Source organism: Streptomyces sp. NPDC090119, from assembly GCF_044747085.1.
Lineage (GTDB): Bacteria > Actinomycetota > Actinomycetes > Streptomycetales > Streptomycetaceae > Streptomyces.
Genome location: NZ_JBIVDK010000002.1, coordinates 550,483 through 572,206, shown reverse-complemented (window position 1 = coordinate 572,206; position 21,724 = coordinate 550,483). Strand labels below are relative to the sequence as shown.

The following is a 21,724-nucleotide window of genomic DNA, read 5'->3' as shown; positions in this document are numbered from 1 at the left end:
GCCGGGTCAGGGCAGCAGCAGCACCTTTCCGGGGCCCTTCTCCGCGACCGCCCGCGCGAACTCGGTCAGCGGCAGCCGGTGCGACACCAGGGGCAGGGGGTCCAGCAGCCCGGCGCCGAACAGCCGGACCGCGTGCGCCCAGGCGGCCGGGGGCGCCCCGAAGACCGTGCGCACCTCCAGCCGCCGCAGGACGAGGTCGGCCGGGTCCAGGCCGACGGCACCCGGCGCCGGAATGCCGGTCAGGACCAGGCGCCCGCCGCGCCGGAGCAGGGCGGCGGCCGTACTCGCGGCCTCGGCGGAGCCCGCGGCCTCGATCACCACGTCGTAGCCACCGGGCAGGTCCGGTCCGCTCAGCGCGAAGTCCGTGGCACCGAACTCCTTTGCCAGAGCTTCCCGTTCACGGTCCAGGCCCACCACCAGCAGCTCGCGCGGGGAGACCGCCGCGAGGAACCGCACCGCGAGCATTCCCAGCGTCCCCGTGCCGACCACCGCGACCCGCTCGCCCGGCCGGGCGTCGGCCAGCAGGGCGGCGGCCGCGACACAGGCGGCGGGCTCCAGCAGGGCGGCCGCGGTGAGGTCGGCGTCGTCGGGCAGGGGGTGCAGCAGCCGGGCCGGCAGGGTGAGGGTGGGGGCCATCGCGCCGGGGTGGGTGAAGCCGGTCTCCTCGTACCCCGCCTCGCACAGCGTGGTCTCGCCCGCATGGCAGCGGGCGCACACCTGGCAGTTGCGGAAGCCCTCGCCCACCACCTTGCGGCCGAGCAGCCGCTCCGGCACCCCGGCGCCCACCTCCCGTACCGTGCCGGACCACTCATGGCCGGGGACCACGGGGTAACGCACGTACGGCGCGGGCCGGTTGCCCCGGTACAGCTCGCGGTCGCTGCCGCAGATCCCCACCGCGTGCACGGCGACCAGCGCCTCGCCGGGGCCGGGTGGGCGGGGTGTGTGCGGCTCAAGCCGGTGCGTGCCGGGCCCCTCCACCACCACTTGTACGCTCACCGCGTCCCCTTCGGCCGACGCCGCTCCCAGCCCTCGGCCCACAGGTCGAACCGGGCCTGCTGCTGCGGGAACTCGGCCGCCGCGTCGGTGTCCAGCTCGACGCCGAGGCCGGGGGCGTCGGAGAGCTGGAAGTAACCGTCGACCACCTCGGGGGCGCCCTTCACCACGTTCTTGATCTCCGCGTCGGCGAAATCGTTGAAGTGCTCCAGGATCTTGAAGTTCGGTGTGCTGAAGCCGACATGGAGCGAGGCGGCGGTGAGGACCGGGCCGCCCACGTTGTGCGGGGCGACGAGGACGTAGTGGGCCTCGGCGGTCGCGGCCAGCTTGCGGGTCTCCCAGATGCCGCCGATGTGGCCGACGTCGGGCTGGATGATGTCCGCCGCCTGGCTCTCGAACAGCTCCCGGAACTCGATCCGGTCGTGCATCCGCTCCCCGGTGGCGACCGGGACGTCCACCTTGGCGGCCACCTTCTCCAGCGCCTTCAGGTTCTCCGGCGGCACCGGCTCCTCCAGCCACGCGGGGTCGAAGGGCGCCAGCTCGCGGGCGAGCCGGATCGCGGTGGCGGGGGAGAACCGGCCGTGCATCTCCAGCATCAGCTCGGTGTCCGGCCCGATCGCGTCGCGTACCGCCTCGATCAGGGAGACCGCGTACCGGCTGCGCTCGTGGTCCAGCTCGAAGTGACCGGTGCCGAACGGGTCGATCTTCAGCGCCCGGTAACCCCGCGCCACCACCGCGCGGGCCGCCTGGTGGTACGCCTCCGGGGTGCGCTCGGTGGTGTACCAGCCGTTCGCGTACGCCTTGACCCGGTCGGTCACCTTCCCGCCGAGCAACTGCCACACCGGTACGCCGAGCGCCTTGCCCTTGATGTCCCAGCAGGCCATCTCGACCACCGCGATCCCGGACATCACGATCTCACCGGCCCGCCCGAAGTCGCCGTACTTCATCCGGCGCACCAGGTCCTCCACGGCGAGCGGGTCCGAGCCCGCTATGTGGTTGGCCTCGGCCTCCCGCAAGTAGCCGAGCAGGGCGTCGGTATGGCCGAGCATCCGGGTCTCGCCGACCCCGGTGAGCCCCTCGTCCGTGTGGACCTGCACATAGGTCAGATTGCGCCATGGTGTGCCGACCACATGGGTGCTGATTCCGGTGATACGCACGCCCGTCCACCCCTCGGTGTTCGAAATTTCGTCATGCGTTCGAAATGCTGGCGTGACAGTAGGGAGGGGGTGTGGGGGGTGTCAATGGGGCGAACACGTAACGGTTCCGGCAAAGGCGTGTTCGCAGCGGCCTCTCCCGCACCAAACCTTCACAGCGGCATCTAGGAACGGGGCCCGAGTGGAATCTAGTCTTCCCGCGTCATGGACTACTGCCACCCGTGCCGACGGCACCTCAACGGCGCCCTGGCCTGCCCAGGCTGCGGCGCCCCCGTGCTGACAGCCGTCACGCCGGTCGCCACCGTCCCCGCGGCCACGGCGGCGGACCCCTACGGGCAGAGCACCCCCACCGCCCCCTACGGGTCGGACACCCCTGCCGCTCCCTACGGCTCGGACGCCCCCGCCGCCCCCGAGCAGCCGAAGGTGCCCCGGCAGGCAGACCGGCGCGGCGCGTACGAGCCGCCCACCGAACCCGCCGCCCCCGAGGACACCGACCCCGACGAGGCGTCCGAAGCCCCGGACCCCGCCTTCGACGGCAGCCGCCGCGACCGCAAGGCCGCCGCGCACCGCCGCCGCAGGCGCCGCACCCTCCTGGTGGTGACCGGGTTCGTGCTGGCGGCGGCCGCGCTGAGCCTCGCCGAACTCGGCACCGACGCGCCCTTCTCCTTCGACCGGCCCGCGTCCTCCGACGCCTCCCCGGACGGCGGCGCGGCCTCCGCCTCCCCGGACCCGACCGGCGCCCCGCCCGCCGACGCCTCGCCCGGCGCGTCCAGCACCGCCGATGCCTCGGCCTCCCCCTCGGACTCGCCCTCCGCGTCCCCCTCCGAGTCGGCCTCCAAGAAGGCGTCCGAGACCCCGTCGGCCACCCCGACCACCGAGCGCCCCGCCGCCACCACCCCCCGGAACCCGGCCCCGGCCCCCGCCGACCCCGCTCCCGCGAAACCCACCCCCACCCCGACCGCGGCCCCCACCACCGCGAAACCCACCCCGGCCCCCACCCCCACCAAGACCTGCGACCGCTTCCTGTGGTGGTGCGCCTAGTCCCGATCCGCCCACCACACGTCATGACGTGTGGTGGGCGGCCAGGTCGCGGGTAGGCGGACCCCGACGAGACCCGCCCGCCCGTGCTCCGGTGGACGGCCGTGCGACGCCCCGGTCCCCGTGCCCTCGGCCTTCCGGGGGCGACGGTGACACCGAGCGGGCCCCGCGGCGGTTGAGTCGAACAGGTACATCTCGCCGTACACGACCTCGGAATGCGTCGGCCGGGCCCGGCGCCGTGCGAGGACGAGCAGCGAGCAGCGGCTCAGTTGAGGAGAACGGATGAGGCAGAACAGCACCGTCCAGGGCACGGTCGCCGACGGATTCGAGGCGGTACGCGAGGAGTTCACCGCCTTCGTCGCCGGTGAACAGCCGGACTACGAAGGCCAGTTGTGCGCCTATGTGGACGGCCGCCGGGTCGTCGACCTGTGGGCCGGTGAGGACGTCGACGGCGGCTCGCTGTACGCCGTGTTCTCCTCCACCAAGGGCGCCGCCCACCTGGTCACGGCCCTGCTGGTCCAGGACGGCACCCTGGAACTGGACCGCAGGATCACCTACTACTGGCCCGAGTTCGGCGTCGAGGGGAAGGGCACCCTCACCCTGCGCGACCTGCTCGCGCACCGCGCCGGACTGGTCGGCACCGACACCGGCTTCAGCGCGGCCGAGCTGGCCGACGACCGGGCGCTCGCCGAACGCCTCGCCGACCAGCGCCCGTTCTGGCGCCCCGGCACCGCCTTCGGCTACCACGCGCTGACGATCGGCGCCCTCACCGGCGAGGTGGTCCGCCGCGCCACCGGCCACACCATCCAGGAGCTGTACGAGGAGCGGGTCCGCGTCCCCTACGGCCTGGACTTCCACCTCGGCCTGCCCGCCTCGCGCGAGCCCCGCTTCCGCGGCACCCAGCCGATGGTGCCCACCCCGGCCCAGCAGGCGGAGGCCGAACTGCGCCGCACCGGCCCGCACTCCCTCCCGTCCATCGCCACCAACCAGCACGCCCCGGACCCCACCGACCTGCCGTCGCTGCCGAACGACCGCGCCGTCCGCGCGAGCGGCCCGGCATCCGTGGGCGGTGTCGCCTCGGCGCGCGGTCTGGCCGGGATGTACGCGGCGATGATCAGCGAGGTGGACGAGAAGGCGCCGCTGCTGAAGAGCGACACCCTCGCGGAGTTCGGGCAGCCGCACTCGGTCGGCCACGACCTGGTGAACCGCGCTCACGGGGTGTTCGGCCTCGGCTTCGAGTGCACGGCCGACGTCTGGCACCCGTTCCTCGGCGCGGGCACCGTCGGCCACTGCGGCGCGGCGGGCTCGCAGGCGTTCGCCGACCCGCGCGCGGGCCTCGCCTACGGCTACACCCGCCGCCGCTTCGCCTACCCCGGCGGCGCGGCCCCGGAGAACGACCGGCTGGCGGCCGCGGTGCACCGGGCGGCGCTCGGCGGCTGAGCCGGGCCGCCGGGCGGACACATGGCGGAGGCCGCACCCCACGTCCAGGGATGCGGCCTCCGCGAGGTCCAACGACCGGTACCGGCGAGAAGTCACCGGCCGGGCTCAGAGCTTGACGATCATCTTCCCGGTGTTCTCGCCGCGCAGCATGCCGAGGAACGCGTCCACCATGTTCTGGATGCCGTCCACGACCGTCTCGCGGTACTTCAGCTCGCCCGAGGCGACCCAGGGGCCGACCTCGCGGACGAAGTCCGGCTGGAGGTCGTAGTGGTCGCCGACGAGGAAGCCCTCGATGCGGCCGCGGGTCTGGATCAGCCGGGTGAGGTTGTTCGGGCCGGGGGCGGGCTCGGTGTTGTTGTAGACCGAGATGGCACCGCAGATGGCGATCCGGCCGTTCAGGTTGAGTTCGCCGATCGCGGCCTGCAGGTGGTCGCCGCCGACGTTGTCGAAGTACACGTCGATGCCGTCCGGGGCGGCCTCGCGGAGCTGCTCGGCCACCGGGCCGTCCTTGTAGTTGAACGCGGCGTCGAAGCCGTACTCGTCCACCAGCAGCCGGACCTTGTCGTCGGACCCGGCCGAGCCGATGACCCGCGAGGCGCCCTTGAGCTTCGCGAGCTGCCCGACCTGGCTGCCCACCGCACCGGCCGCGCCGGACACGAAGACGACGTCGCCCTCCTTGAACCCGGCGGTGCGCAGCAGACCGGCGTACGCGGTCAGGCCGGTCATGCCGAGCACCCCGAGGTAGGTGGAGAGCGGCGCGGCGTCCGGGTCGACCTTGACGGCCTTCTTGGCGTCCACCGCGGCGTACTCGCGCCAGCCGAGGAAGTGCAGCAGGTGGTCGCCGACCGCGATGCCGTCGACGTCGGAGGCGACGACCACGCCCACCGCGCCGCCCTCCATCGGCTCACCCAGCCCGAACGGGGCGGAGTAGGACTTCGCGGCACTCATCCGGCCCCGCATGTACGGGTCCACCGAGAGGTATTCGTTCCGCACCAGCACCTGGCCCTCGCCGGGTACCGGCATCGGCACCTCGACGAGCGCGAAGTCCTCGGGCTCGGGCCAGCCGACCGGGCGCTCCAGCAGGTGCCACTCACGGCTCACGGCGGGAAGGGTGGGGGAGTCGGACATGTGGGGGGCTCTCTTCCTCAAACTACTTCAGTACCTGAAACAACCATGCGCCTGAATATTTCATGATGTCAAGTAACCCGGTATCCTGGACGGCATGTCCACCCAGCCGCCGCGTCCCGCCACCCGTCACCGCGCCGCCGACCCCCTGACCATGGAGGTCGTCGAGCTGATCGGCGACGTCGTGGCCCGCTTCCACGCGGACTACGAGGAGGCCGCGGCCACCCACACGCTCACCGGACCCCAGGCCCGCCTGCTCAGCCTCCTCGCCCTGCAGCCGCTGCCCATGCGCAAGCTCGCCCACCGGCTGAAGTGCGAGCCGTCCAACGTGACCGGGATCGTGGACCGGCTGGAGACGCGCGGCCTGGTCGAGCGCCGCCCCGACCCCGCCGACCGCCGGATCAAGCTCGCCGCCGCCACCGACGAGGGCCTGCGGGTCGCCCGCGAACTGCGCGAGGGCCTGCGCTTCGCCCGCGAACCCCTGGCCGGCCTCTCCACCGCCGAACGCTCCTCCCTGCGCGACCTGCTGCGCCGGATGCTGGACGCCTGAAACCCTCGGCTGGGGGTAAAGTCCCCGCCATGCGTGACTTCGGGGTGGGGTTCCGGCATCTCCTGGCCGGTCAGCGGTGGGTGGCCCGGCATGGACGGCAGTACGGCTTCGGGCTGCTGCCCGGCCTGATCACCCTCGTCCTCTATGTGGCGGCGCTGGTCGCGCTCGCCCTGTGGGGCACGGACGCCGTCTCCTGGGCGACCCCGTTCGCCGACGACTGGTCCAGCCCCTGGCAGGGCCTCTTCCGGGGCTTCCTCGCCGTCGTCCTGTTCGCGCTCGGCCTGCTGCTGGCCGTCCTCACCTTCACCGCGGCCACCCTGCTGATCGGCCAGCCCTTCTACGAGAGCCTGTCCGAGCGGACCGACGCCGACGTCTCGCCCGACGGCACCGCGCCCAGCTCCGACCGGCCCATGTGGCGTGAGCTGTGGATCTCCGCCCGCGACAGCCTGCGCATCCTGGTGCGCGCCTGCGTCTGGGGCGTCCTCCTCTTCGCGCTCGGTTTCCTGCCGGTCGTCGGCCAGACCGTCGTACCCGTCCTCGGCTTCTTCGTCACCGGGTTCTTCCTCACCGAGGAACTCACCTCGGTCGCCCTCCAGCGCCGGGACGTCGACCTGCGCGCCCGGCTCGCCCTGCTGCGCTCGCGCAAGATGCTCGCCTGGGGCTTCGGCGTCCCGCTGGGCCTCGCCTTCCTGGTGCCCGTGGTCGCGGTGTTCCTGATGCCCGGCGCGGTCGCCGGGGCCACCCTCCTCACCCGCGACCTCCTCGGCGAACCCCGCGCGGAGGAGCAGGCGGAGAGCGACCAGCCGGTCACCGCCTGAACGCGAGCGGCGGCCGACGCGGCAAACTCGTGACCCGCGCGTGAAGGGTTCGTAGGGGAAGCCGCCCGGACCCCCGAACCACGGCCCCGGCCGCCCGGCGCGGACTACCGTCGACATCAGCCCCGGTCCCGGAACCTGACCCCCGGACCGGGGCTGAATACGTCCGGGGCGGCTCAGCGCGTCCCGAAGCCGTACACCGTCGCGGAGCGGTACACCTCGCCCGGCTCCAGCCGGGTGCTCGGGAAGTCCGGGCGGTTGGGGGAGTCCGGGAAGTGCTGGGTCTCCAGCGCGATCCCGTCACCCGGCGCGAACGGCGCGCCCAGATGGTCGGCGGTGTACAGCTGCAGGCCGGGCTCGGTCGTCGCCACCGTCAGCACCCGCCCCGACGCCGGGTCGTACAGCTCGGCCACCTCCTCGGCCGCCTCCGTCACGCCCTTGTCCAGCACATAGTTGTGGTCGTACCCCGAGCCGACCTTGCGGGACGCGCGGAAGTCGAAGCGCGAGTCCGTCACGTCCAGCGGCTCGCCCACCGGGATCAGCCCGTCGTCCACCGGCGTGTACCGCGAGGCGTCCAGCCGCAGCTCCTGACCGCCCGCGTGCCCCGAACCGCCCAGGTTCCAGTACGAGTGGTTGGTGAGGTTCACGACCGTCGGCGCGTCCGTCACCGCCTCGTAGGCGATCCGCAGCGCGCCCCGCTCGTCCAGCGTGTACGTCGCGGAGACCTCCAGCCGCCCCGGGAAGCCCTCCTCGCCGTGCGGGCTGACCCGGCTCAGCCGCACCCCGTGCGCGACCGGCTCCGCCGCCCACACGTACCGGTCGAAGCCGCGCTCACCGCCGTGCAGCGAGTTGGGCCCGTTGTTCACCGCCAGCGCGTACGTCAGCCCGTCGAGCGGGAACCGGCCGCCCGCGATCCGGTTGGCGTACCGGCCCACCAACGCGCCCAGATACGGCCCCGGATGGTCCACATAGCCCTCGACGGAGGGGAACCCCAGCACCACGTCAGCGGTGCGCCCCTCCCGGTCCGGCACCTCGACCGACTGCACGATCCCGCCGTACGACAGCACCCGGACCCGTACCCCACCGCGCTCGAGCGTCCAGCGATGCACCGGGGTCCCGTCGGAAAGTGTGCCGAAAAGTTCGCCCATGTGGGAAACCTTAGGTCACGGTCAGCTCCGCGTGACCGTCCGGTACGCGATCTCGGCGAGCCTCGCCTGACCGTCCCGGCTCGGGTGGAACCAGTCCCACCGGCTCAACTGCCCGGTGCCGAAGCGGTAGTCGAAGACCGCGTTGCCGTCGGAGCGGCAGCGCTCGTCCTTCGCGCACACCTCGGCCAGCACCGCGTTGTACGCCTCCACCCGCCGCTGCACCTCCTGCCGGCGCACCGTCGCCGCCTCGGTCAGGTCGTCGGCGCCGCGCAGCATGGACGGGCAGATGCCCAGCTTCCACACCTCCTTGCCCAGCGGATCGGCCCGCCCCTCCGACCACAGCCGCAGCAGGTTCGGCACGCTCGCCACGTACACCTGCGTCCTCGGCAGCTCCTCGCGCAGCGCCGCCATCGACCGCTCGAAGTCCCTGCGGAAGTCCGCCACCGGGGTCATCGCCGACACCGACCGGCGGCAGGCGTCGTTGGCGCCCACCATCACCGTCACCAGCTCCGGCCTGCGCGTGGCCGCCTGCGCCACCTGGCCGGGCAGGTCCGCCATCCGGGCGCCGGTCACCGCGTAGTTCCAGCCGCGCTCGGCCGCGCCCTGCCTGCCCAGCAGCCGCACCGCCAGACTGTCCACCGCCGCGTCCCCGCCGGTCGCCCAGGAGACGCTGGGGCAGTCCGAGAGCACCTGGCACGCGTCGAAGCCACGGGTGATCGAATCACCCACCGCCGCGATCGAGTCCGGGTGCGCGTTCCACACCGGCGAGGGCTTCGCGGCGGGCCGGGACACGCCCGTACCCGCGCCGTCGCCCCGGATGGAGTCACACCCCGTCGCCAGCACGGCCGCCGTCAGCACGGCGAGGACGGCTCGCGCCCGGTGGCCTGGTTTCCGCATCCCCGCAGGTCCCCTCGCTCGTCCGCGCACCGACCGCCGGTACGCCCACCCTGCACAACGTGCGAGGGTTCCCGTCCGGCCAGGAGGGAACGTCACACCCCCGTACAAGCGTCCCCCTGGGTGAATGGCGGAGGATTCCTGGCACCGGGACCGACGGTACGTCACACTCCTTGCATCCCCGCAGGGTAGCCTCGCCATCAACGCGGCCGTCGCGTCACGGCCGCTCAGCCAGCCCGCAAGATGTCCCGCTCAGCCCGGAGGTTCCGGTGACGACACGTGGAGTTCTGTACGTGCACTCCGCGCCGCGCGCGCTGTGCCCGCATGTCGAGTGGGCCATCGCCGGGGTGCTGGGCACGCGCGTCAGCCTGGACTGGATCAGGCAGCCCGCCGCCCCCGGCACCTGGCGCTCCGAGTTCTCCTGGCAGGGCGAGGCGGCCACCGCCTCCAAGCTCGCCTCCGCGCTGCGCGGCTGGCAGCTGCTCCGCTTCGAGGTCACCGCCGAGCCCTCCGCCGCCGCCGAGGGCGAGCGCTACAGCTGCACCCCCGAACTCGGCATCTTCCACGCCGTCACCGGCATCCACGGCGACATCCTCATCCCCGAGGACCGGCTGCGCGCCGCCCTCCAGCGCAGCAGACAGGGCGAGACCGACCTCGAGGCCGAGCTGTCCAAGCTCCTCGGCAAGCCCTGGGACGACGAACTGGAGACCTTCCGCCACGCCGGCGAGGGCGCCCCGGTCCGCTGGCTGCACCAGGTCGTCTGAGCGAGCTCTTCTCGGCGGGGGTCAGGGGCAGCCGACCCCAGGGGCGCGGGGAACTGCGCGACAAGCCACCACGCTCCCGCACCCGGCGACGAGAAGCGCCACGAACGGCGAATGGCCCGGCCTCCACCGAAGGAGACCGGGCCATCACGGCATTACGCCGACTCAGACCGACCGGAACGCCAGGACGACATTGTGGCCGCCGAAGCCGAACGAGTCGTTCAGCGCCGCGATCCGGCCCTCCGGAAGCTGCCGCGGCTCGTCGACGACGACATCCGCGTTGACCTCCGCGTCCAGCTCGGTGACGTTGATGGTCGGCGGAGCCGTCCGGTTCACCAGGGCCAGGATGGACGCGACGGTCTCGATACCGCCCGCGCCGCCCAGCAGGTGACCCGTCATCGACTTGGTCGCCGAGATGGCCATGTGGTCGACGTCGTCGCCGAAGACCTTCCGCAGCGCCTTGATCTCCGCCACGTCACCCTGAGGCGTCGAGGTGGCGTGCGCGTTCACGTGCACGATCTCCGCGGGCTTCAGGTCGGTGGAGTCCAGCAGGTTCTGCAGCGCCTGCGCGATGCCGTTGCCCGAGGGCTCCGGCTGCGTGATGTGGTGGGCGTCGGCGGAGATGCCCTGGCCGACCGCCTCGGCGTAGATCCGGGCGCCACGCGCCTTGGCGTGCTCCTCGGACTCCAGCACGATCACACCGGCGCCCTCACCGAGCACGAAGCCGTCACGGCCCGCGTCGTAGGGGCGGGACGCGCCCTCGGGGTCGTCGTTGTTCTTGGACATCGCCATCATGTTGCCGAAGGCGGCGATGGGAAGCGGGTGGATGGCGGCCTCGGTACCACCGGCCACGACCACGTCCGCACGCCCGGTGCGGATCATCTCGATCGCGTACCCGATGGCCTCCGCGCCCGAGGCGCAGGCCGAGACCGGGGTGTGCACACCGGCGCGCGCGCCCAGCTCGATGCCGACGTTGGCCGCCGGGGAGTTGGGCATCAGCATCGGCACGGTGTGCGGGGAGACACGGCGTACGCCCTTCTCCCGCAGTACGTCGTACTGGTCCAGCAGGGTCGTCACGCCACCGATGCCGGAGGCGACGACCGCGCCCAGCCGGTCGGGGTTCACGGACTGGTCCTCACCGGCCTTGGCGGTGAAACCGGCGTCCTTCCAGGCTTCCTTGGCGGCGATCAGCGCGAACTGCGCGGACCGGTCCAGCTTTCGGGCCTGCGGCCGGGGGATGATCTCACCCGGCTCGACGGCGATCTGCGCGGCGATCTTGACCGGCAGTTCGGCCGCCCACTCCTGCTCGAGGCGGCTGACGCCGGACCGGCCGGCCAGCATGGCCTCCCAGGTGGAAGCTGCGTCGCCACCCAGCGGTGTGGTTGCGCCGATACCGGTGACGACCACGGTGCGATTGGTCGGGCTCACGGGAATTCTTTCTCCAACAGATGCGGGATCTACGGCGCCACCGCCGGGTGGCGGGGCCTAGCAGCTAGGACCGAGGGGTGACTCAGGCCTGGTGCGTACGGATGTACTCGGTGGCGTCACCGACGGTCTTGAGGTTCTTGACGTCCTCGTCGGGGATCTTCACGTCGAAGCGCTCTTCGGCGGCGACGACGACCTCGACCATGGACAGGGAGTCGACGTCGAGGTCGTCCGTGAAGGACTTGTCGAGCTGGACGTCCTCGGTGGGGATGCCGGCGATCTCGTTCACGATCTCGGCAAGGCCCGCGACGATCTCTTCCTGGGTGGCGGCCATGTCAGGCGCTCTCCTTCTTCGATGTTCAGACAATTGATGGCATTTTTCCCCGCATCGGACCGGATGGCCCGGCACGGAGTGCCTAGGGGAGGGTAACGACCGTGGCGGCGTAGACCAGACCCGCCCCGAAACCGATGACGAGCGCCGTGTCGCCGCTCTTCGCCTCGCCGGTCGCCAGAAGCCGCTCCATCGCGAGCGGGATCGAGGCGGCCGAGGTGTTGCCGGTGGTGCGGATGTCACGGGCGACCGTGACGTGCTCCGGCAGCTTCAGAGTCTTCACCATCGAGTCGATGATCCGCACATTGGCCTGGTGCGGGATGAAGACGTCCAGGTCGTCCGAGGAGATCCCGGCCGCGTCCAGCGCCTGCTGGGCGACCTTCGCCATCTCGAACACGGCCCAGCGGAACACCGCCTGGCCCTCCTGGGTGATCGCGGGGAACTTGACGTTGCCCGCGCTGTCCAGGGGGAGTTGGGAGACGTCACCGACGGCGAAGCGGTCCCACGGCACGGTCTGCTTGATCGTGCCGGCCTTGTCGCCCTCCGAGCCCCACACCGTGGGACCGATGGCGGGCTCCTGGGACGGGCCGACCACGACCGCGCCCGCGCCGTCGCCGAACAGGAAGGCCGTCGCGCGGTCCTCCAGGTCGGTCAGGTCGCTGAGCCGCTCCACGCCGATGACGAGCACGTACTCGGCGGAACCCTCCACCACCATGCCCTTGGCGAGGGTCAGGCCGTAGCCGAAGCCCGCGCAGCCCGCCGAGATGTCGAACGCGGCGGCCTTGTCGGTGCCCAGCTTGTCCGCGATCTCCGTGGCCACGGCCGGGGTCTGGCTGAAGTGCGACACGGTGGAGACCACCACGGCGCCGATCTGCTCGGCGGCGATGCCCGCGTCGGCGATCGCCTTGCCCGCCGCCTCGATCGACATCGCGGCGACCGTCTCGTCCGGGCCCGCCCAGTGCCGGGTCTCGATCCCGGAGCGGGACCTGATCCACTCGTCGGAGGAGTCGATCGTCTCCAGGATCACCTCGTTGGGCACCACCCGGGTCGGACGGTAGCCGCCGACCCCGAGGATGCGCGCGTACGGGGCGCCCTTGCTGGGCTTGATCTTCGCCATTGGCATGGGCTCCTTGTCAGGCGCCCGCCGCGTCAGCGGCAGGAGTCGCGGTCTCGGCGACGAGCGCGCGCGCCGCGTCGAGATCCTCGGGGGTCTTCAGGGCGAGCGTCCGTACACCGGGCAGCGCGCGCTTGGCCAGGCCGGTCAGCGTGCCGCCGGGGCACACCTCGATCAGCGCGGTGACGCCCAGTTCCTTGAAGGTCTCCATGCACAGGTCCCAGCGGACCGGGTTGGCGACCTGGCCGACCAGCCGCTGCAGCACCTCGGTGCCCGACGCGACGGTACGGCCGTCCTTGTTGGAGACGTAGGTCACCTTCGGGTCCGCCGGAGCCAGCTCGGCCGCGGCAGCGGCCAGCGTCTCGACGGCGGGCGCCATGTGACGGGTATGGAAGGCGCCGGCCACCTTCAGCGGGACGACCTTGCGGACGCCCTCCGGCTTGTCCTCCATCAGCGCGGCCAGCTGCTCCAGCGTGCCCGCGGCGACGATCTGGCCCGCGCCGTTGATGTTGGCCGGGGTCAGGCCCAGCTTCTCCAGGTGCGCGACGGAGACCTCCGGGTCGCCGCCGAGCAGCGCCGACATGCCGGTCTCGGTGATCGCGGCGGCGTCGGCCATGGCCAGACCCCGCTTGCGGACCAGGTGCAGGGCGGAGACGTCGTCCAGCACGCCCGCGAAGGCGGCGGCGGTGATCTCGCCGACGCTGTGGCCCGCGACCGCGCCCGGCGCGATGTCACCCAGTGCCGCGGCGGACAGCAGTCCGGCGGCGACCAGCAGCGGCTGCGCCACGGCGGTGTCGCGGATCGCGTCCGCGTCGCCTTGGGTTCCGTAGTGGACGAGGTCCAGTCCGATGGCGTCGGACCACGCGGCGACGCGGTCGGCGGCACCGGGGAGTTCGAGCCAAGGGGTCAGGAAGCCGGGCGTCTGGGCACCCTGGCCGGGAGCGACGAGTACGAGCACTCTCACACTCTCTCTTGGAGACGGCCGAAGCCGCCCGTGGGGACAGGGACGAAGAACACGGAAGGCTTTTGTGGGCCCCCGACAAAAGGCTAGGGCTGGGACTCCCCATCGGTGAGCCGCCCCAGGATCAGGGCGATCCGCAACGTGAAGGCGGATCGTACATCGGAGGGCGACCAGCCGGTGACGTCAGTCACACGTCGCAGCCGGTAGCGCACGGTGTTCGGGTGAACGAAGAGCATCCGCGCCGCGCCCTCCAGACTGCTCGCCTGCTCCAGGTAGACACTCAGGGTCTCCAGGAGCGCCGAGCCCGCCTCCTCCAGCGGTCTGTAGATCTCCTCCACCAGTTGCTCGCGCGCACCGGGGTCACCCGCGATGGCGCGCTCCGGAAGCAGGTCGTCCGCCAGAACCGGCCGGGGCGCGTCCTGCCAGGCGGTACACGCCTTCAGGCCCGCCGCCGCGGCCTGCGCGGACCGGGTCGCGGCCTGCAGGTCGTGCATGACCGGCCCCGCCACCACCGGACCCGGCGCGAACGGCCCGATCAGCGACTTGGCCACGTTCAGCGGCTGCACCGAGCTGCCCCCGGCGATCACCACCAGCCGGTCCCCGAGCACCCCGGTGAGCACCTGGAGCTTGGCGTGCCGGGCGGCCCGCCGGATCGCCTCCACCGTCAGCTCGCTGTCCCCGTCCGGGGCGGTGCCGAGCACCACGCAGACGTGCTCCGGCGAGTTCCAGCCCAGCGCGGCCGCCCGGCTCACGGCGCCCTCGTCTGCCTCGCCGCTGAGCACCGCGTTCACCACCAGGGACTCCAGCCGGGCGTCCCAGGCACCGCGTGCCTCGGCGGCCTGGGCGTAGACCTGGGCGGTGGCGAAGGCGATCTCGCGGGCGTAGACGAGCAGCGCCTCGCGGAGCACGCGCTCGTCGCCGGGCGCGGCCACCTCGTCGATGGCGCTCTCCATGACCTCGATGGTGGTGCGCACCATCTCCACGGTCTGGCGCAGCGTGATCGCGCGGGTCAGCTCACGGGGCGCGGTGCCGAAGACGTCGGTCGAGATGGCCTGGGGCGCCTCGGGGTGCCGGAACCACTCGGTGAAGGCGGCGATACCGGCCTGCGCCACGAGTCCGATCCAGGACCGGTTCTCCGGGGGCATGGCCCGGTACCACGGCAGGGTGTCGTCCATCCGCGCGATGGCCTGCGCGGCGAGATTCCCGGAGGACCTCTCCAGCCGCCTCAGGGTCGCGGTGTGCGGGTGGACGACGTGTCCTGCGGGGTCGCCGGGGTGGGATTCGGGTTCGGGCACGTGGACAAGACTGCCTTATCGGGACGCGCGCATGTGCCGCCGGGTCCGTCCTGCCCCTTCGCACCGGCTGGTACATGCCTGCGGCACGGGCGCCGCGCGCACTACCGTGGGGGCCGTGATGGAGGTACGGCGCGCCGCTGAGCGTTACCACGGAGGAGACCCGGAGGCGGGCATCGACTCCCGGCACGCCCTGTCGTTCGGGCCGCACTACGACCCCGGGAACCTGCGCTTCGGCGCGGTCATCGCCTGCAACGAGGAGCGGCTCGCCCCCGGCGCCGGGTTCGACGAGCACCCGCACAGCCACACCGAGATCGTCACCTGGGTCGTCGAGGGCGAGCTGACCCACCGGGACTCCGCCGGGCACGAGAGCGTGGTCCGCCCCGGTGACGTACAGCACCTGAGCGCGGCGGCGGGCGTCCGGCACGTCGAGCGCAACGACGGCACGGTCCCGCTGACCTTCGTGCAGATGTGGCTGGCCCCGCTGAAGCCCGGCGGCGAGCCGTCCTACGAGGTGGTGCCGGGCATCGCCGACTCCACCCCGTACGCCCTGCCCGGCGCCGGGGCGATGCTGCACGTGCGGCGGCTGGCGGCGGGGGAGCGGACGGCGGTGCCGGACGCCGCGCACCTGTACTTCCACGTGGTGCGCGGCGAGGTCGGCCTCGCCGGGGAGACGCTGGGCCCCGGCGACTCGGCCCGCATCACCGGCGCCGAGGGGCTCGCGGCGCTGGGGGTGACGGCGGCCGAGGTGCTGCTGTGGGAGATGGGCCCCTAGGGGATCAGCCGCGGACCTCCGCCAGCACCGCGTCCGTGAACACCGGCCATGCCTCGATCGCCCAGGGCCCGAAGGCACGGTCGGTGAGGGCGACGGCGGCCACCTGGGCGTCCGGGTCGGTCCACAGGAAGGTGCCGGACTGGCCGAAGTGGCCGAAGGTGCGCGGGGAGGACGAACTCCCGGTCCAGTGCGGGGACTTGGCGCCCCGGATCTCCAGGCCGAGCCCCCAGTCGTTGGGGTTCTGGTGCCCGTATCCCGGTAGCACGCCCTTGGTACCCGGGTACTGCACGGTCATCGCCTCCGCGACCGTCCTCGGGTCCAGCAGGCGCGGTGCCTGCAACTCGGCCGCGAAGCGCAGCAGGTCCGCCACCGTGGACACCCCGTCCTTGGCGGGTGAGCCCTCCAGCGCGGTCGAGGTCATGCCCAGCGGCTCCAGCACCGCCTGGCGCAGATACTCGGCGAAGGGGATGTCGGTGGCCTTGGCGATGTGGTCGCCGAGCTGCTCGAAACCGGCGTTGGAGTACAGCCGCCGCTCACCGGGCGCCGACATCGTGCGGTGCTCGTCGAAGGCCAGCCCGGAGGTGTGCGCCAGCAGATGGCGGACCGTGGCCCCGGGCGGCCCGGCGGGCTCGTCCAGCTCGACGGCACCTTCCTCGTACGCGACCAGCGCCGCGTAGGCGGCCAGCGGCTTGGTCACCGAGGCCAGCGGGAAGCGGTGGTCCACCGGTCCGTGGGTGCCCAGTACGGTCCCGTCGGCGCGTACGACGCCCGCGGCGGCGGTGGGGACGGGCCAGTTCTCGATCAGCGCCAGGCTCTGCAACGACATACCGGCGAGCCTATGCGGGTCACAGCCGCAGCTCCATCAAGGGGTCCGGCTTGGGCTCGAACCCCAGCGACTCGTACAGCGGGCGGGCGTCGGCGGACGCGGTGAGCTGGATCTGCCGGGCGCCGCGCTCGCGGAACCAGGCCAGCAGCGCGTCCACGCAGGCGCGGGAGTAGCCCCGGCGGCGGGTGCCGGGGTCGGTGGCGACACTGAACACGAAGCCCACGATCCCGCCGGGGTTGGTCTCGCGCCCGATCCGGTACTCCACCGTCCCGACCGCGAGCGCGGCCAGCGCGCCCGGCCGCTCCGAGTGGTCCACGACGAAGGCGGCGAAGGTGCCCTCCGGGTCGGCCAGCCGGGCGCGCAGGGCGGGCAGGGACTCCTCGTGCCAGGTCCCCGCGTCACCCCCGGAGACGGAGTCGATCATGACCTGGCGCAGGCGGAGCACTTCCCGCGCGTCCTCGGGCACGGCCCGGCGTACGAGACTCATGCGCGGCACGTTAGCGTCCGGCCCCGGGTCTCGTCCTGACCATTTCTGCCGGATACCGCTTGCTTGGAGTGCGCTCGAAGGCCATAGCGTTGAGGGCATGACGGTGATGCAGACCACGCAGGCGGTGGCGGCAGGCCAGGACATCTGCTCCGGCCCCCCGCCGCGCCATCCCCGGCCCGACGGCCAGGACCGGTACACGATCAGTGAGGTCGTCGCCTTCACCGGACTGACCGCGCACACCCTGCGCTGGTACGAGCGGATCGGCCTGATGCCGCACGTCGACCGCTCGCACACCGGCCAGCGCCGCTACACCAACCGCGACCTGGACTGGCTGGTCTTCGTCACCAAGCTCCGGCTCACCGGCATGCCGGTCGCCGACATGGTCCGGTACGCCGAGCTGGTGCGACAGGGGGAGAGCACCTACGACGAGCGCCGCGAGCTGCTGGAGTCGACCCGCCGGGACGTGCTCGCCCGGATCGACGAGCTACGCGACACGCTCGCCGTGCTCGACCTGAAGATCGGTTTCTACGCCACGGAGGGGACCACCCGATGACCGACCGCACGCTGCCGACCGTACGCCTGGGCGAGACCGGCCCGGAGACCAGCGTCCAGGGCATGGGCTGCATGGGCATGAGCTTCGGCTACGGCCCGGCCGACGCCGAGCAGTCGCGGGCCGCGCTGGAGCGCGCCTTCGACCTCGGCGTGACGCTGTACGACACGGCGGACGCCTACGGGAACGGGGACAACGAGCGGTTCCTCGCCCCCTTCTTCAAGGCGCACCGCGACGAGGTGGTCATCGCCACCAAGTTCGCCCTGTCCATCCCGCCGGAGGACCCGAGCAAGCGGATCATCCGCAACGACGCCCCGTACATCCGCCGGGCCATCGAGGACAGCCTGAAGCGGCTCGACGTCGACGTCATCGACCTCTATTACATGCACCGCCGCGATGTGAACGTGCCCCTGGAGGAGACCGTCGGCGTCATGGCCGACCTGGTGCGCGAGGGCAAGGTGAAGCACCTGGGGCTGAGCGAGGTCACCGCGGACGAACTGCGCACCGCGCACGCCGTCCACCCCATCGCCGCCGTGCAGTCCGAGTGGTCCCTGTTCAGCCGGGACATCGAGGCCCAGGTCGTCCCGGCCGCCCGTGAGCTGGGCGTCGGCCTGGTGCCCTACTCCCCGCTGGGCCGGGGCTTCCTCACCGGCGCCTTCACCGACGCGTCCAAGGAGCTGAGCGACGGCGACTTCCGCCGCTCCCAGCCCCGCTTCACCGGCGACAACGCGACCGCCAACGCGGCCCTGCTGGAGCCGGTCCGCCAGGTGGCGAAGGCGCACGGGGCGACCCTCGGCCAGGTCGCGCTGGCCTGGGTGCACCAGCGGGCGGCGGTGTACGGCCTCGCGGTCGTCCCGATCCCGGGCACCCGCAAGGCGGAGCGGATCACCGAGAACACGGGTGCCGCCCACCTCGTCCTCACCGAGGAGGAGCTGGCCCTGCTGGAGCCGATCGCCGCCCAGGTCGCGGGCGACCGGTACGCCGACATGACGTTCACCTCGGCGGGCCGGGAGCAGTAGGGGCGCCCGGCGGCTACAGCTCCGCCAGCAGCTCGGCCTTCTTCGCGGAGAACTCCTCGTCGGTCACCAGACCGGCCTGGTGCAGCTCGCCCAGGTGCCGGATGCGCTCGGCGATGTCGGCCGGGTCCCGCCGGGGGGCCGCCGGAATCGCCGGTACCGCCCTTCGGGTCCGTACCGCCGCGAGGACGGCCGCCGCGAACGGCAGCGACTCGTGCACCGGCCCGTACCCGAGCCCGAAGACCACGGTCGTCGCGTCCTGGTCGGGCGGCACCGGGGGAGCGGCGGCGGTGGGGTCGTTCGGCAGCAGCCGCAGATACCCCTCGAACGCCTCCGGTGAGCGCCACTCCACCCCGCCGAGGTCGGTGACCGCGAACCGCTGGTCGCCCGCCTTCCACTTCGCCGAGGACGCGCCCGTCCACGACCAGCGGAAACGCACCGAGGTGCCGTCGAAGGACGCCTTGCCGTCGTACGCCTTGAACCGGCGCGGCGCCTCGGGGGCATCGATCAGATGCCGGTCGGCGGGGCCGGATTCGGTCAGCGCGGCCTTGAGTTCGTCGGCGTAGTACTCGGCCAGGGTCTCCCGCTCGGCGGGCATGACCAGCCGGTACGGGTCCAGTCCCTCGGGAAGCTGTCCGGCCGCCGCCTCCAGCAGCGGGTCGGCTCCGGCGCGCGGCTGGAGGCGCAGCACCACGGTCCCCCGTCTCCCCTCGGCCAGGCTCACGCCCTCCAGCGCGGTGAGCGGGACCCGCCGTTCACCGAGCGCCTGGAAGAGTTTCGGTGTGCGTACCCCCCGCTCGTAGCGGATGAGCACGGAGTCGGATTCGAACTCCCAGACGGCCTGAAAACCCGCCAGTACGTCACCCATGCGGCTCATCGTATGCGGCACATGTCCCTCCGTCGCCACCCGCGCGGACCGCACTTCCTGCTGTTTCTACGCGCGTCTCGCGGCGGGCGCGTCCGGCACATCGGCCCGGCACATGCCGTCCTCGCGGGCGCACGTCACGTCGCCGTACGCCCCCACGCCGACCTCGGCGAGATTGCGCAGGCTGTCCGTGCCCGGCTGGAAATAACCGGCGTGGCCCCGCGCGGCGCGCGAGGACAGCACCCGGGCGCCGAACGCGCGGGACACCGGGTCCGCGCCGTGCCCGAGCCCGCCGACCTCCAGATACGGCACGTCCTGCACCCAGTCGGTGGCGTCCCGCATCGCCCACACCCGGGCGGTGCGGTTCAGATGGGCGGCCGTGGCCACCCGCATGCCGGGGCTCGCGGCCACCGCGATGTCGCTGACCCGGCGGGGCATGCCGGGCGCGGCGACCCCGCAGACCACCGAGCCGTAGCTGTGGCAGAACATCGACACCTCGGCCCGGCCGGGCAGCCCGCGCAGCAGCGCGTTCAGCCGGACGGCGCCGTCCTCGGCGCGCATCGCGGTCGCCGCGTCCACGCCGAGCCCGGCGGGCGCGGTGTAGTCGGCCCAGGCGATCACGGCGGTCCGCGTCGAGGGCGCCGCCTGCCGCTCGGCGGAGTACAGCGACTTGGCCATGCCGACCGGGGCGCTGTACGGGCGGTAGGACTTCTCGAAGGTGAGCAGGTCGGTGTCGACACCGGGCACCACCACGGAGATCCGGTCCGCCTTGCGCAGGTCGCCGAAGACCTCGGCGATCCGGCCCGAACCCTCGGGGTCGAAGGCGAGGATGTGCCGCTCGGGCCGCATCAGCGCCTCGTACCGGTGCATCCGGCGGGAGGCGTCCTGCTGGCCGGCCGTACTGAGCCGGTTGTCGTGCAGGCGCCGCGACTCCACGTCCCGTTCCCGCTCCAGCGCCACCCGGTTGGCCTCGTAGCGCAGCGAGACGGGGGCGCCGTTCATGTTGCCCACCGCCAGCGGGTAGCGCGTCGCCAGGTCGTGGCGGTCATGGGCGGTGAGCGAGCCGAAGAAGCGGGCCAGCCGGTCCGGGGCGGTCTTCGCCGGGTCCGGCAGCGGCTTGCCGTGCACGCTGTCGCGCACCCATTCGGAGAGCGAGGACCGCAGCGCGGTCGACTCACGGTGGGTGTGCAGCGCGGTCCAGCCGGTGGTCGCGAGCATCACGAAGACGACGGCCATCGCGAGGAGCGTGCGCCATACGCTGAGCTGGGGAGAGGTGTCGAAGGAAGTCACTGGGAGGACACACTAGGAGAACGGAAGGGTCTCGGGGCAATCGAGTGGCGGGGATCACGTTTCGTGTGCCGGGGGCCGGTCCACGGACGATCTTCCCAAACGATCTCCCCTGGTCCGCCAACGATTTCAGGCCGCGCGCCAGTTCCCTGTCAGCGCCGGGCCCACCTGATCGAGGTACGCCTCCGTGAGCCCCCGGATGGCCGCCAGGCTGAAGTCGTCCCCGGTGCTCCACTGCCGCTCGGTGACCCGTATCACCCCGGCGAACACGGCCACGGTGAGCCGCGGGCGGGGGTCGCTCTCCACGTCGACGCCCTCGCGCTCTGCGAGCAGCCGGGCGATGGTCTGCTCGGTCTCCGCCGAACGGCGCAGATGCGCGGCGAGCAGCGCGGGCGTGGACTCGATCATGCGGTACATCCGCAGATACAGCTCGACCGGGACGACCGACTCCACGGTCTCCCGTATGTCGTCCCAGCCCTCCAGCATGGCCTGCCGGAGCGCCTCCATCGGCGGTTCGTGCGGCGGCCGGGCGCGTACGGCGGCCACGAAGCGGGCCTCCGTCACCTCCTGCACGGCGAAGGCCGCGTCCTCCTTGCCCGCGAAGTAGCGGAAGAAGGTGCGCTGCGAGACATCGACGGCCTCGACGATCTCGTCGACGGTGGTCCGCTCGTACCCCTGGGTGGTGAACAGCTCGAGGGCGGCGCGTACCAGCGCCTCGCGGGTACGCCGCTTCTTGCGCTCGCGCAGCGTCTCCATGGCCTCTCCCTGTACGTCCTTCCAGCTCAGCCTATGCGCTCGGGCGAACGGCGGTCATATGTCAGCCACTGACTGGTGAATGCGTTTGTCAACTGTCAGAGACTGTCACTAGCCTCATTAC

Annotated in this window: 23 protein-coding genes; 8 read left to right on the top strand and 15 right to left on the bottom strand. The window is 72.4% G+C overall.

What is annotated here, in order from left to right:
• Positions 1 to 6 precede the first annotated feature (6 nt).
• Positions 7 to 996, bottom strand: a complete 990-nt coding sequence (locus ACIPPM_RS09995) for a zinc-binding dehydrogenase (protein WP_401445298.1) — start codon at positions 994 to 996, stop codon at positions 7 to 9.
• Positions 993 to 2,150 (bottom strand): mandelate racemase/muconate lactonizing enzyme family protein, encoded by a 1,158-nt coding sequence (locus ACIPPM_RS09990; protein ID WP_401445296.1) that lies wholly within the window; start codon positions 2,148 to 2,150, stop codon positions 993 to 995. Before ACIPPM_RS09990 ends, ACIPPM_RS09995 begins: the two co-directional genes overlap by 4 nt.
• A gap of 201 nt (positions 2,151 to 2,351) precedes the next feature.
• Here ACIPPM_RS09990 and ACIPPM_RS09985 point away from each other — a divergent pair, with 201 nt between their 5' ends.
• Positions 2,352 to 3,188: a hypothetical protein gene (locus tag ACIPPM_RS09985; protein WP_401445294.1), complete on the top strand. Its 837-nt coding sequence runs from the start codon at positions 2,352 to 2,354 to the stop codon at positions 3,186 to 3,188.
• A gap of 279 nt (positions 3,189 to 3,467) precedes the next feature.
• Positions 3,468 to 4,625 carry a serine hydrolase domain-containing protein gene (locus ACIPPM_RS09980; protein WP_401445292.1) on the top strand — a complete coding sequence of 386 codons (1,158 nt, stop codon included), beginning with the start codon at positions 3,468 to 3,470 and terminating at the stop codon, positions 4,623 to 4,625.
• Positions 4,626 to 4,730: 105 nt separating this feature from the next.
• Here the strand turns inward: ACIPPM_RS09980 and ACIPPM_RS09975 are convergent, their stop codons facing one another.
• Positions 4,731 to 5,753, bottom strand: coding sequence for an NADP-dependent oxidoreductase (locus ACIPPM_RS09975; RefSeq protein ID WP_401445290.1), 1,023 nt, complete (start codon positions 5,751 to 5,753; stop codon positions 4,731 to 4,733).
• 94 nt (positions 5,754 to 5,847) lie between these two features.
• Here ACIPPM_RS09975 and ACIPPM_RS09970 point away from each other — a divergent pair, with 94 nt between their 5' ends.
• Positions 5,848 to 6,300, top strand: a complete 453-nt coding sequence (locus tag ACIPPM_RS09970) for a MarR family winged helix-turn-helix transcriptional regulator (RefSeq protein ID WP_401445288.1) — start codon at positions 5,848 to 5,850, stop codon at positions 6,298 to 6,300.
• 29 nt (positions 6,301 to 6,329) lie between these two features.
• Positions 6,330 to 7,118, top strand: coding sequence for an EI24 domain-containing protein (locus ACIPPM_RS09965; protein ID WP_401445284.1), 789 nt, complete (start codon positions 6,330 to 6,332; stop codon positions 7,116 to 7,118).
• A gap of 173 nt (positions 7,119 to 7,291) precedes the next feature.
• Here the strand turns inward: ACIPPM_RS09965 and ACIPPM_RS09960 are convergent, their stop codons facing one another.
• Positions 7,292 to 8,263, bottom strand: coding sequence for an aldose epimerase family protein (locus tag ACIPPM_RS09960; RefSeq protein ID WP_401445281.1), 972 nt, complete (start codon positions 8,261 to 8,263; stop codon positions 7,292 to 7,294).
• Between the two features lie 21 nt (positions 8,264 to 8,284).
• Positions 8,285 to 9,160: an SGNH/GDSL hydrolase family protein gene (locus ACIPPM_RS09955; RefSeq protein ID WP_401445279.1), complete on the bottom strand. Its 876-nt coding sequence runs from the start codon at positions 9,158 to 9,160 to the stop codon at positions 8,285 to 8,287.
• Between the two features lie 266 nt (positions 9,161 to 9,426).
• On the opposite strand from ACIPPM_RS09955, the gene ACIPPM_RS09950 reads away from it, so the two are divergent.
• Positions 9,427 to 9,921 carry a DUF3145 domain-containing protein gene (locus ACIPPM_RS09950; RefSeq protein ID WP_350899801.1) on the top strand — a complete coding sequence of 165 codons (495 nt, stop codon included), beginning with the start codon at positions 9,427 to 9,429 and terminating at the stop codon, positions 9,919 to 9,921.
• Positions 9,922 to 10,083: 162 nt separating this feature from the next.
• Here the strand turns inward: ACIPPM_RS09950 and fabF are convergent, their stop codons facing one another.
• The 5 genes from fabF to ACIPPM_RS09925 all read right to left on the bottom strand — a co-directional run bounded on the left by fabF (position 10,084) and on the right by ACIPPM_RS09925 (position 15,044).
• Complete coding sequence (gene fabF / locus ACIPPM_RS09945; RefSeq protein WP_401445277.1) at positions 10,084 to 11,346, bottom strand: beta-ketoacyl-ACP synthase II; 1,263 nt, start codon at positions 11,344 to 11,346, stop codon at positions 10,084 to 10,086.
• Positions 11,347 to 11,428: 82 nt separating this feature from the next.
• Complete coding sequence (locus ACIPPM_RS09940; RefSeq protein ID WP_388993109.1) at positions 11,429 to 11,677, bottom strand: acyl carrier protein; 249 nt, start codon at positions 11,675 to 11,677, stop codon at positions 11,429 to 11,431.
• Positions 11,678 to 11,759: 82 nt separating this feature from the next.
• On the bottom strand, positions 11,760 to 12,791 hold the full coding sequence (locus ACIPPM_RS09935; protein ID WP_401445274.1) for a ketoacyl-ACP synthase III: 1,032 nt from the start codon (positions 12,789 to 12,791) through the stop codon (positions 11,760 to 11,762).
• A gap of 16 nt (positions 12,792 to 12,807) precedes the next feature.
• The gene (locus ACIPPM_RS09930) at positions 12,808 to 13,746 is read right to left on the bottom strand and encodes an ACP S-malonyltransferase (protein ID WP_401445272.1); all 939 of its coding nucleotides are present in this window, start codon (positions 13,744 to 13,746) and stop codon (positions 12,808 to 12,810) included.
• An 89-nt stretch (positions 13,747 to 13,835) separates the two neighbouring features.
• Complete coding sequence (locus tag ACIPPM_RS09925; RefSeq protein ID WP_401445270.1) at positions 13,836 to 15,044, bottom strand: PucR family transcriptional regulator; 1,209 nt, start codon at positions 15,042 to 15,044, stop codon at positions 13,836 to 13,838.
• A gap of 118 nt (positions 15,045 to 15,162) precedes the next feature.
• Between ACIPPM_RS09925 and ACIPPM_RS09920 the strand changes: the two genes are divergently transcribed.
• The gene (locus ACIPPM_RS09920; RefSeq protein ID WP_401446398.1) at positions 15,163 to 15,816 is read left to right on the top strand and encodes a pirin family protein; all 654 of its coding nucleotides are present in this window, start codon (positions 15,163 to 15,165) and stop codon (positions 15,814 to 15,816) included.
• A 4-nt stretch (positions 15,817 to 15,820) separates the two neighbouring features.
• Here the strand turns inward: ACIPPM_RS09920 and ACIPPM_RS09915 are convergent, their stop codons facing one another.
• Both ACIPPM_RS09915 and ACIPPM_RS09910 read right to left on the bottom strand, forming a co-directional pair.
• Positions 15,821 to 16,642 carry a serine hydrolase domain-containing protein gene (locus tag ACIPPM_RS09915; protein ID WP_401445268.1) on the bottom strand — a complete coding sequence of 274 codons (822 nt, stop codon included), beginning with the start codon at positions 16,640 to 16,642 and terminating at the stop codon, positions 15,821 to 15,823.
• Between the two features lie 19 nt (positions 16,643 to 16,661).
• Positions 16,662 to 17,129 carry a GNAT family N-acetyltransferase gene (locus tag ACIPPM_RS09910; protein ID WP_401445266.1) on the bottom strand — a complete coding sequence of 156 codons (468 nt, stop codon included), beginning with the start codon at positions 17,127 to 17,129 and terminating at the stop codon, positions 16,662 to 16,664.
• A gap of 97 nt (positions 17,130 to 17,226) precedes the next feature.
• Between ACIPPM_RS09910 and ACIPPM_RS09905 the strand changes: the two genes are divergently transcribed.
• Together ACIPPM_RS09905 and ACIPPM_RS09900 are read left to right on the top strand one after the other, a co-directional pair.
• Positions 17,227 to 17,682 (top strand): MerR family transcriptional regulator, encoded by a 456-nt coding sequence (locus ACIPPM_RS09905; RefSeq protein WP_355193412.1) that lies wholly within the window; start codon positions 17,227 to 17,229, stop codon positions 17,680 to 17,682.
• A complete protein-coding gene (locus ACIPPM_RS09900; protein WP_401445263.1) occupies positions 17,679 to 18,698 on the top strand; it encodes an aldo/keto reductase in 1,020 nt (339 codons plus the stop codon). The genes ACIPPM_RS09905 and ACIPPM_RS09900 overlap by 4 nt, the downstream gene beginning before the upstream one ends.
• A 13-nt stretch (positions 18,699 to 18,711) precedes the next feature.
• On the opposite strand, the gene ACIPPM_RS09895 is transcribed toward ACIPPM_RS09900, so the two are convergent.
• The 3 genes from ACIPPM_RS09895 to ACIPPM_RS09885 form a co-directional block, all read right to left on the bottom strand.
• Positions 18,712 to 19,563 (bottom strand): DUF4429 domain-containing protein, encoded by an 852-nt coding sequence (locus tag ACIPPM_RS09895; RefSeq protein WP_401445260.1) that lies wholly within the window; start codon positions 19,561 to 19,563, stop codon positions 18,712 to 18,714.
• Between the two features lie 66 nt (positions 19,564 to 19,629).
• A complete protein-coding gene (locus ACIPPM_RS09890) occupies positions 19,630 to 20,850 on the bottom strand; it encodes an alpha/beta hydrolase (RefSeq protein ID WP_401445258.1) in 1,221 nt (406 codons plus the stop codon).
• Between the two features lie 126 nt (positions 20,851 to 20,976).
• Positions 20,977 to 21,603, bottom strand: coding sequence for a TetR family transcriptional regulator (locus ACIPPM_RS09885; RefSeq protein WP_401445255.1), 627 nt, complete (start codon positions 21,601 to 21,603; stop codon positions 20,977 to 20,979).
• Positions 21,604 to 21,724 lie beyond the last annotated feature (121 nt).

Excerpts from the sequence above, each read along its gene's own strand:
- ACIPPM_RS09985 (WP_401445294.1), top strand. The coding sequence starts at position 2,352 with ATGGACTACTGCCACCCGTGCCGACGGCACCTCAACGGCGCCCTGGCC.
- ACIPPM_RS09980 (WP_401445292.1), top strand. The coding sequence starts at position 3,468 with ATGAGGCAGAACAGCACCGTCCAGGGCACGGTCGCCGACGGATTCGAG.
- ACIPPM_RS09975 (WP_401445290.1), bottom strand. The coding sequence starts at position 5,753 with ATGTCCGACTCCCCCACCCTTCCCGCCGTGAGCCGTGAGTGGCACCTG.
- ACIPPM_RS09970 (WP_401445288.1), top strand. The coding sequence starts at position 5,848 with ATGTCCACCCAGCCGCCGCGTCCCGCCACCCGTCACCGCGCCGCCGAC.
- ACIPPM_RS09965 (WP_401445284.1), top strand. The coding sequence starts at position 6,330 with ATGCGTGACTTCGGGGTGGGGTTCCGGCATCTCCTGGCCGGTCAGCGG.
- ACIPPM_RS09960 (WP_401445281.1), bottom strand. The coding sequence starts at position 8,263 with ATGGGCGAACTTTTCGGCACACTTTCCGACGGGACCCCGGTGCATCGC.
- ACIPPM_RS09955 (WP_401445279.1), bottom strand. The coding sequence starts at position 9,160 with ATGCGGAAACCAGGCCACCGGGCGCGAGCCGTCCTCGCCGTGCTGACG.
- ACIPPM_RS09940 (WP_388993109.1), bottom strand. The coding sequence starts at position 11,677 with ATGGCCGCCACCCAGGAAGAGATCGTCGCGGGCCTTGCCGAGATCGTG.
- ACIPPM_RS09935 (WP_401445274.1), bottom strand. The coding sequence starts at position 12,791 with ATGGCGAAGATCAAGCCCAGCAAGGGCGCCCCGTACGCGCGCATCCTC.
- ACIPPM_RS09920 (WP_401446398.1), top strand. The coding sequence starts at position 15,163 with ATGGAGGTACGGCGCGCCGCTGAGCGTTACCACGGAGGAGACCCGGAG.
- ACIPPM_RS09915 (WP_401445268.1), bottom strand. The coding sequence starts at position 16,642 with ATGTCGTTGCAGAGCCTGGCGCTGATCGAGAACTGGCCCGTCCCCACC.
- ACIPPM_RS09910 (WP_401445266.1), bottom strand. The coding sequence starts at position 17,129 with ATGAGTCTCGTACGCCGGGCCGTGCCCGAGGACGCGCGGGAAGTGCTC.
- ACIPPM_RS09905 (WP_355193412.1), top strand. The coding sequence starts at position 17,227 with ATGACGGTGATGCAGACCACGCAGGCGGTGGCGGCAGGCCAGGACATC.
- ACIPPM_RS09900 (WP_401445263.1), top strand. The coding sequence starts at position 17,679 with ATGACCGACCGCACGCTGCCGACCGTACGCCTGGGCGAGACCGGCCCG.
- ACIPPM_RS09895 (WP_401445260.1), bottom strand. The coding sequence starts at position 19,563 with ATGGGTGACGTACTGGCGGGTTTTCAGGCCGTCTGGGAGTTCGAATCC.
- ACIPPM_RS09885 (WP_401445255.1), bottom strand. The coding sequence starts at position 21,603 with ATGGAGACGCTGCGCGAGCGCAAGAAGCGGCGTACCCGCGAGGCGCTG.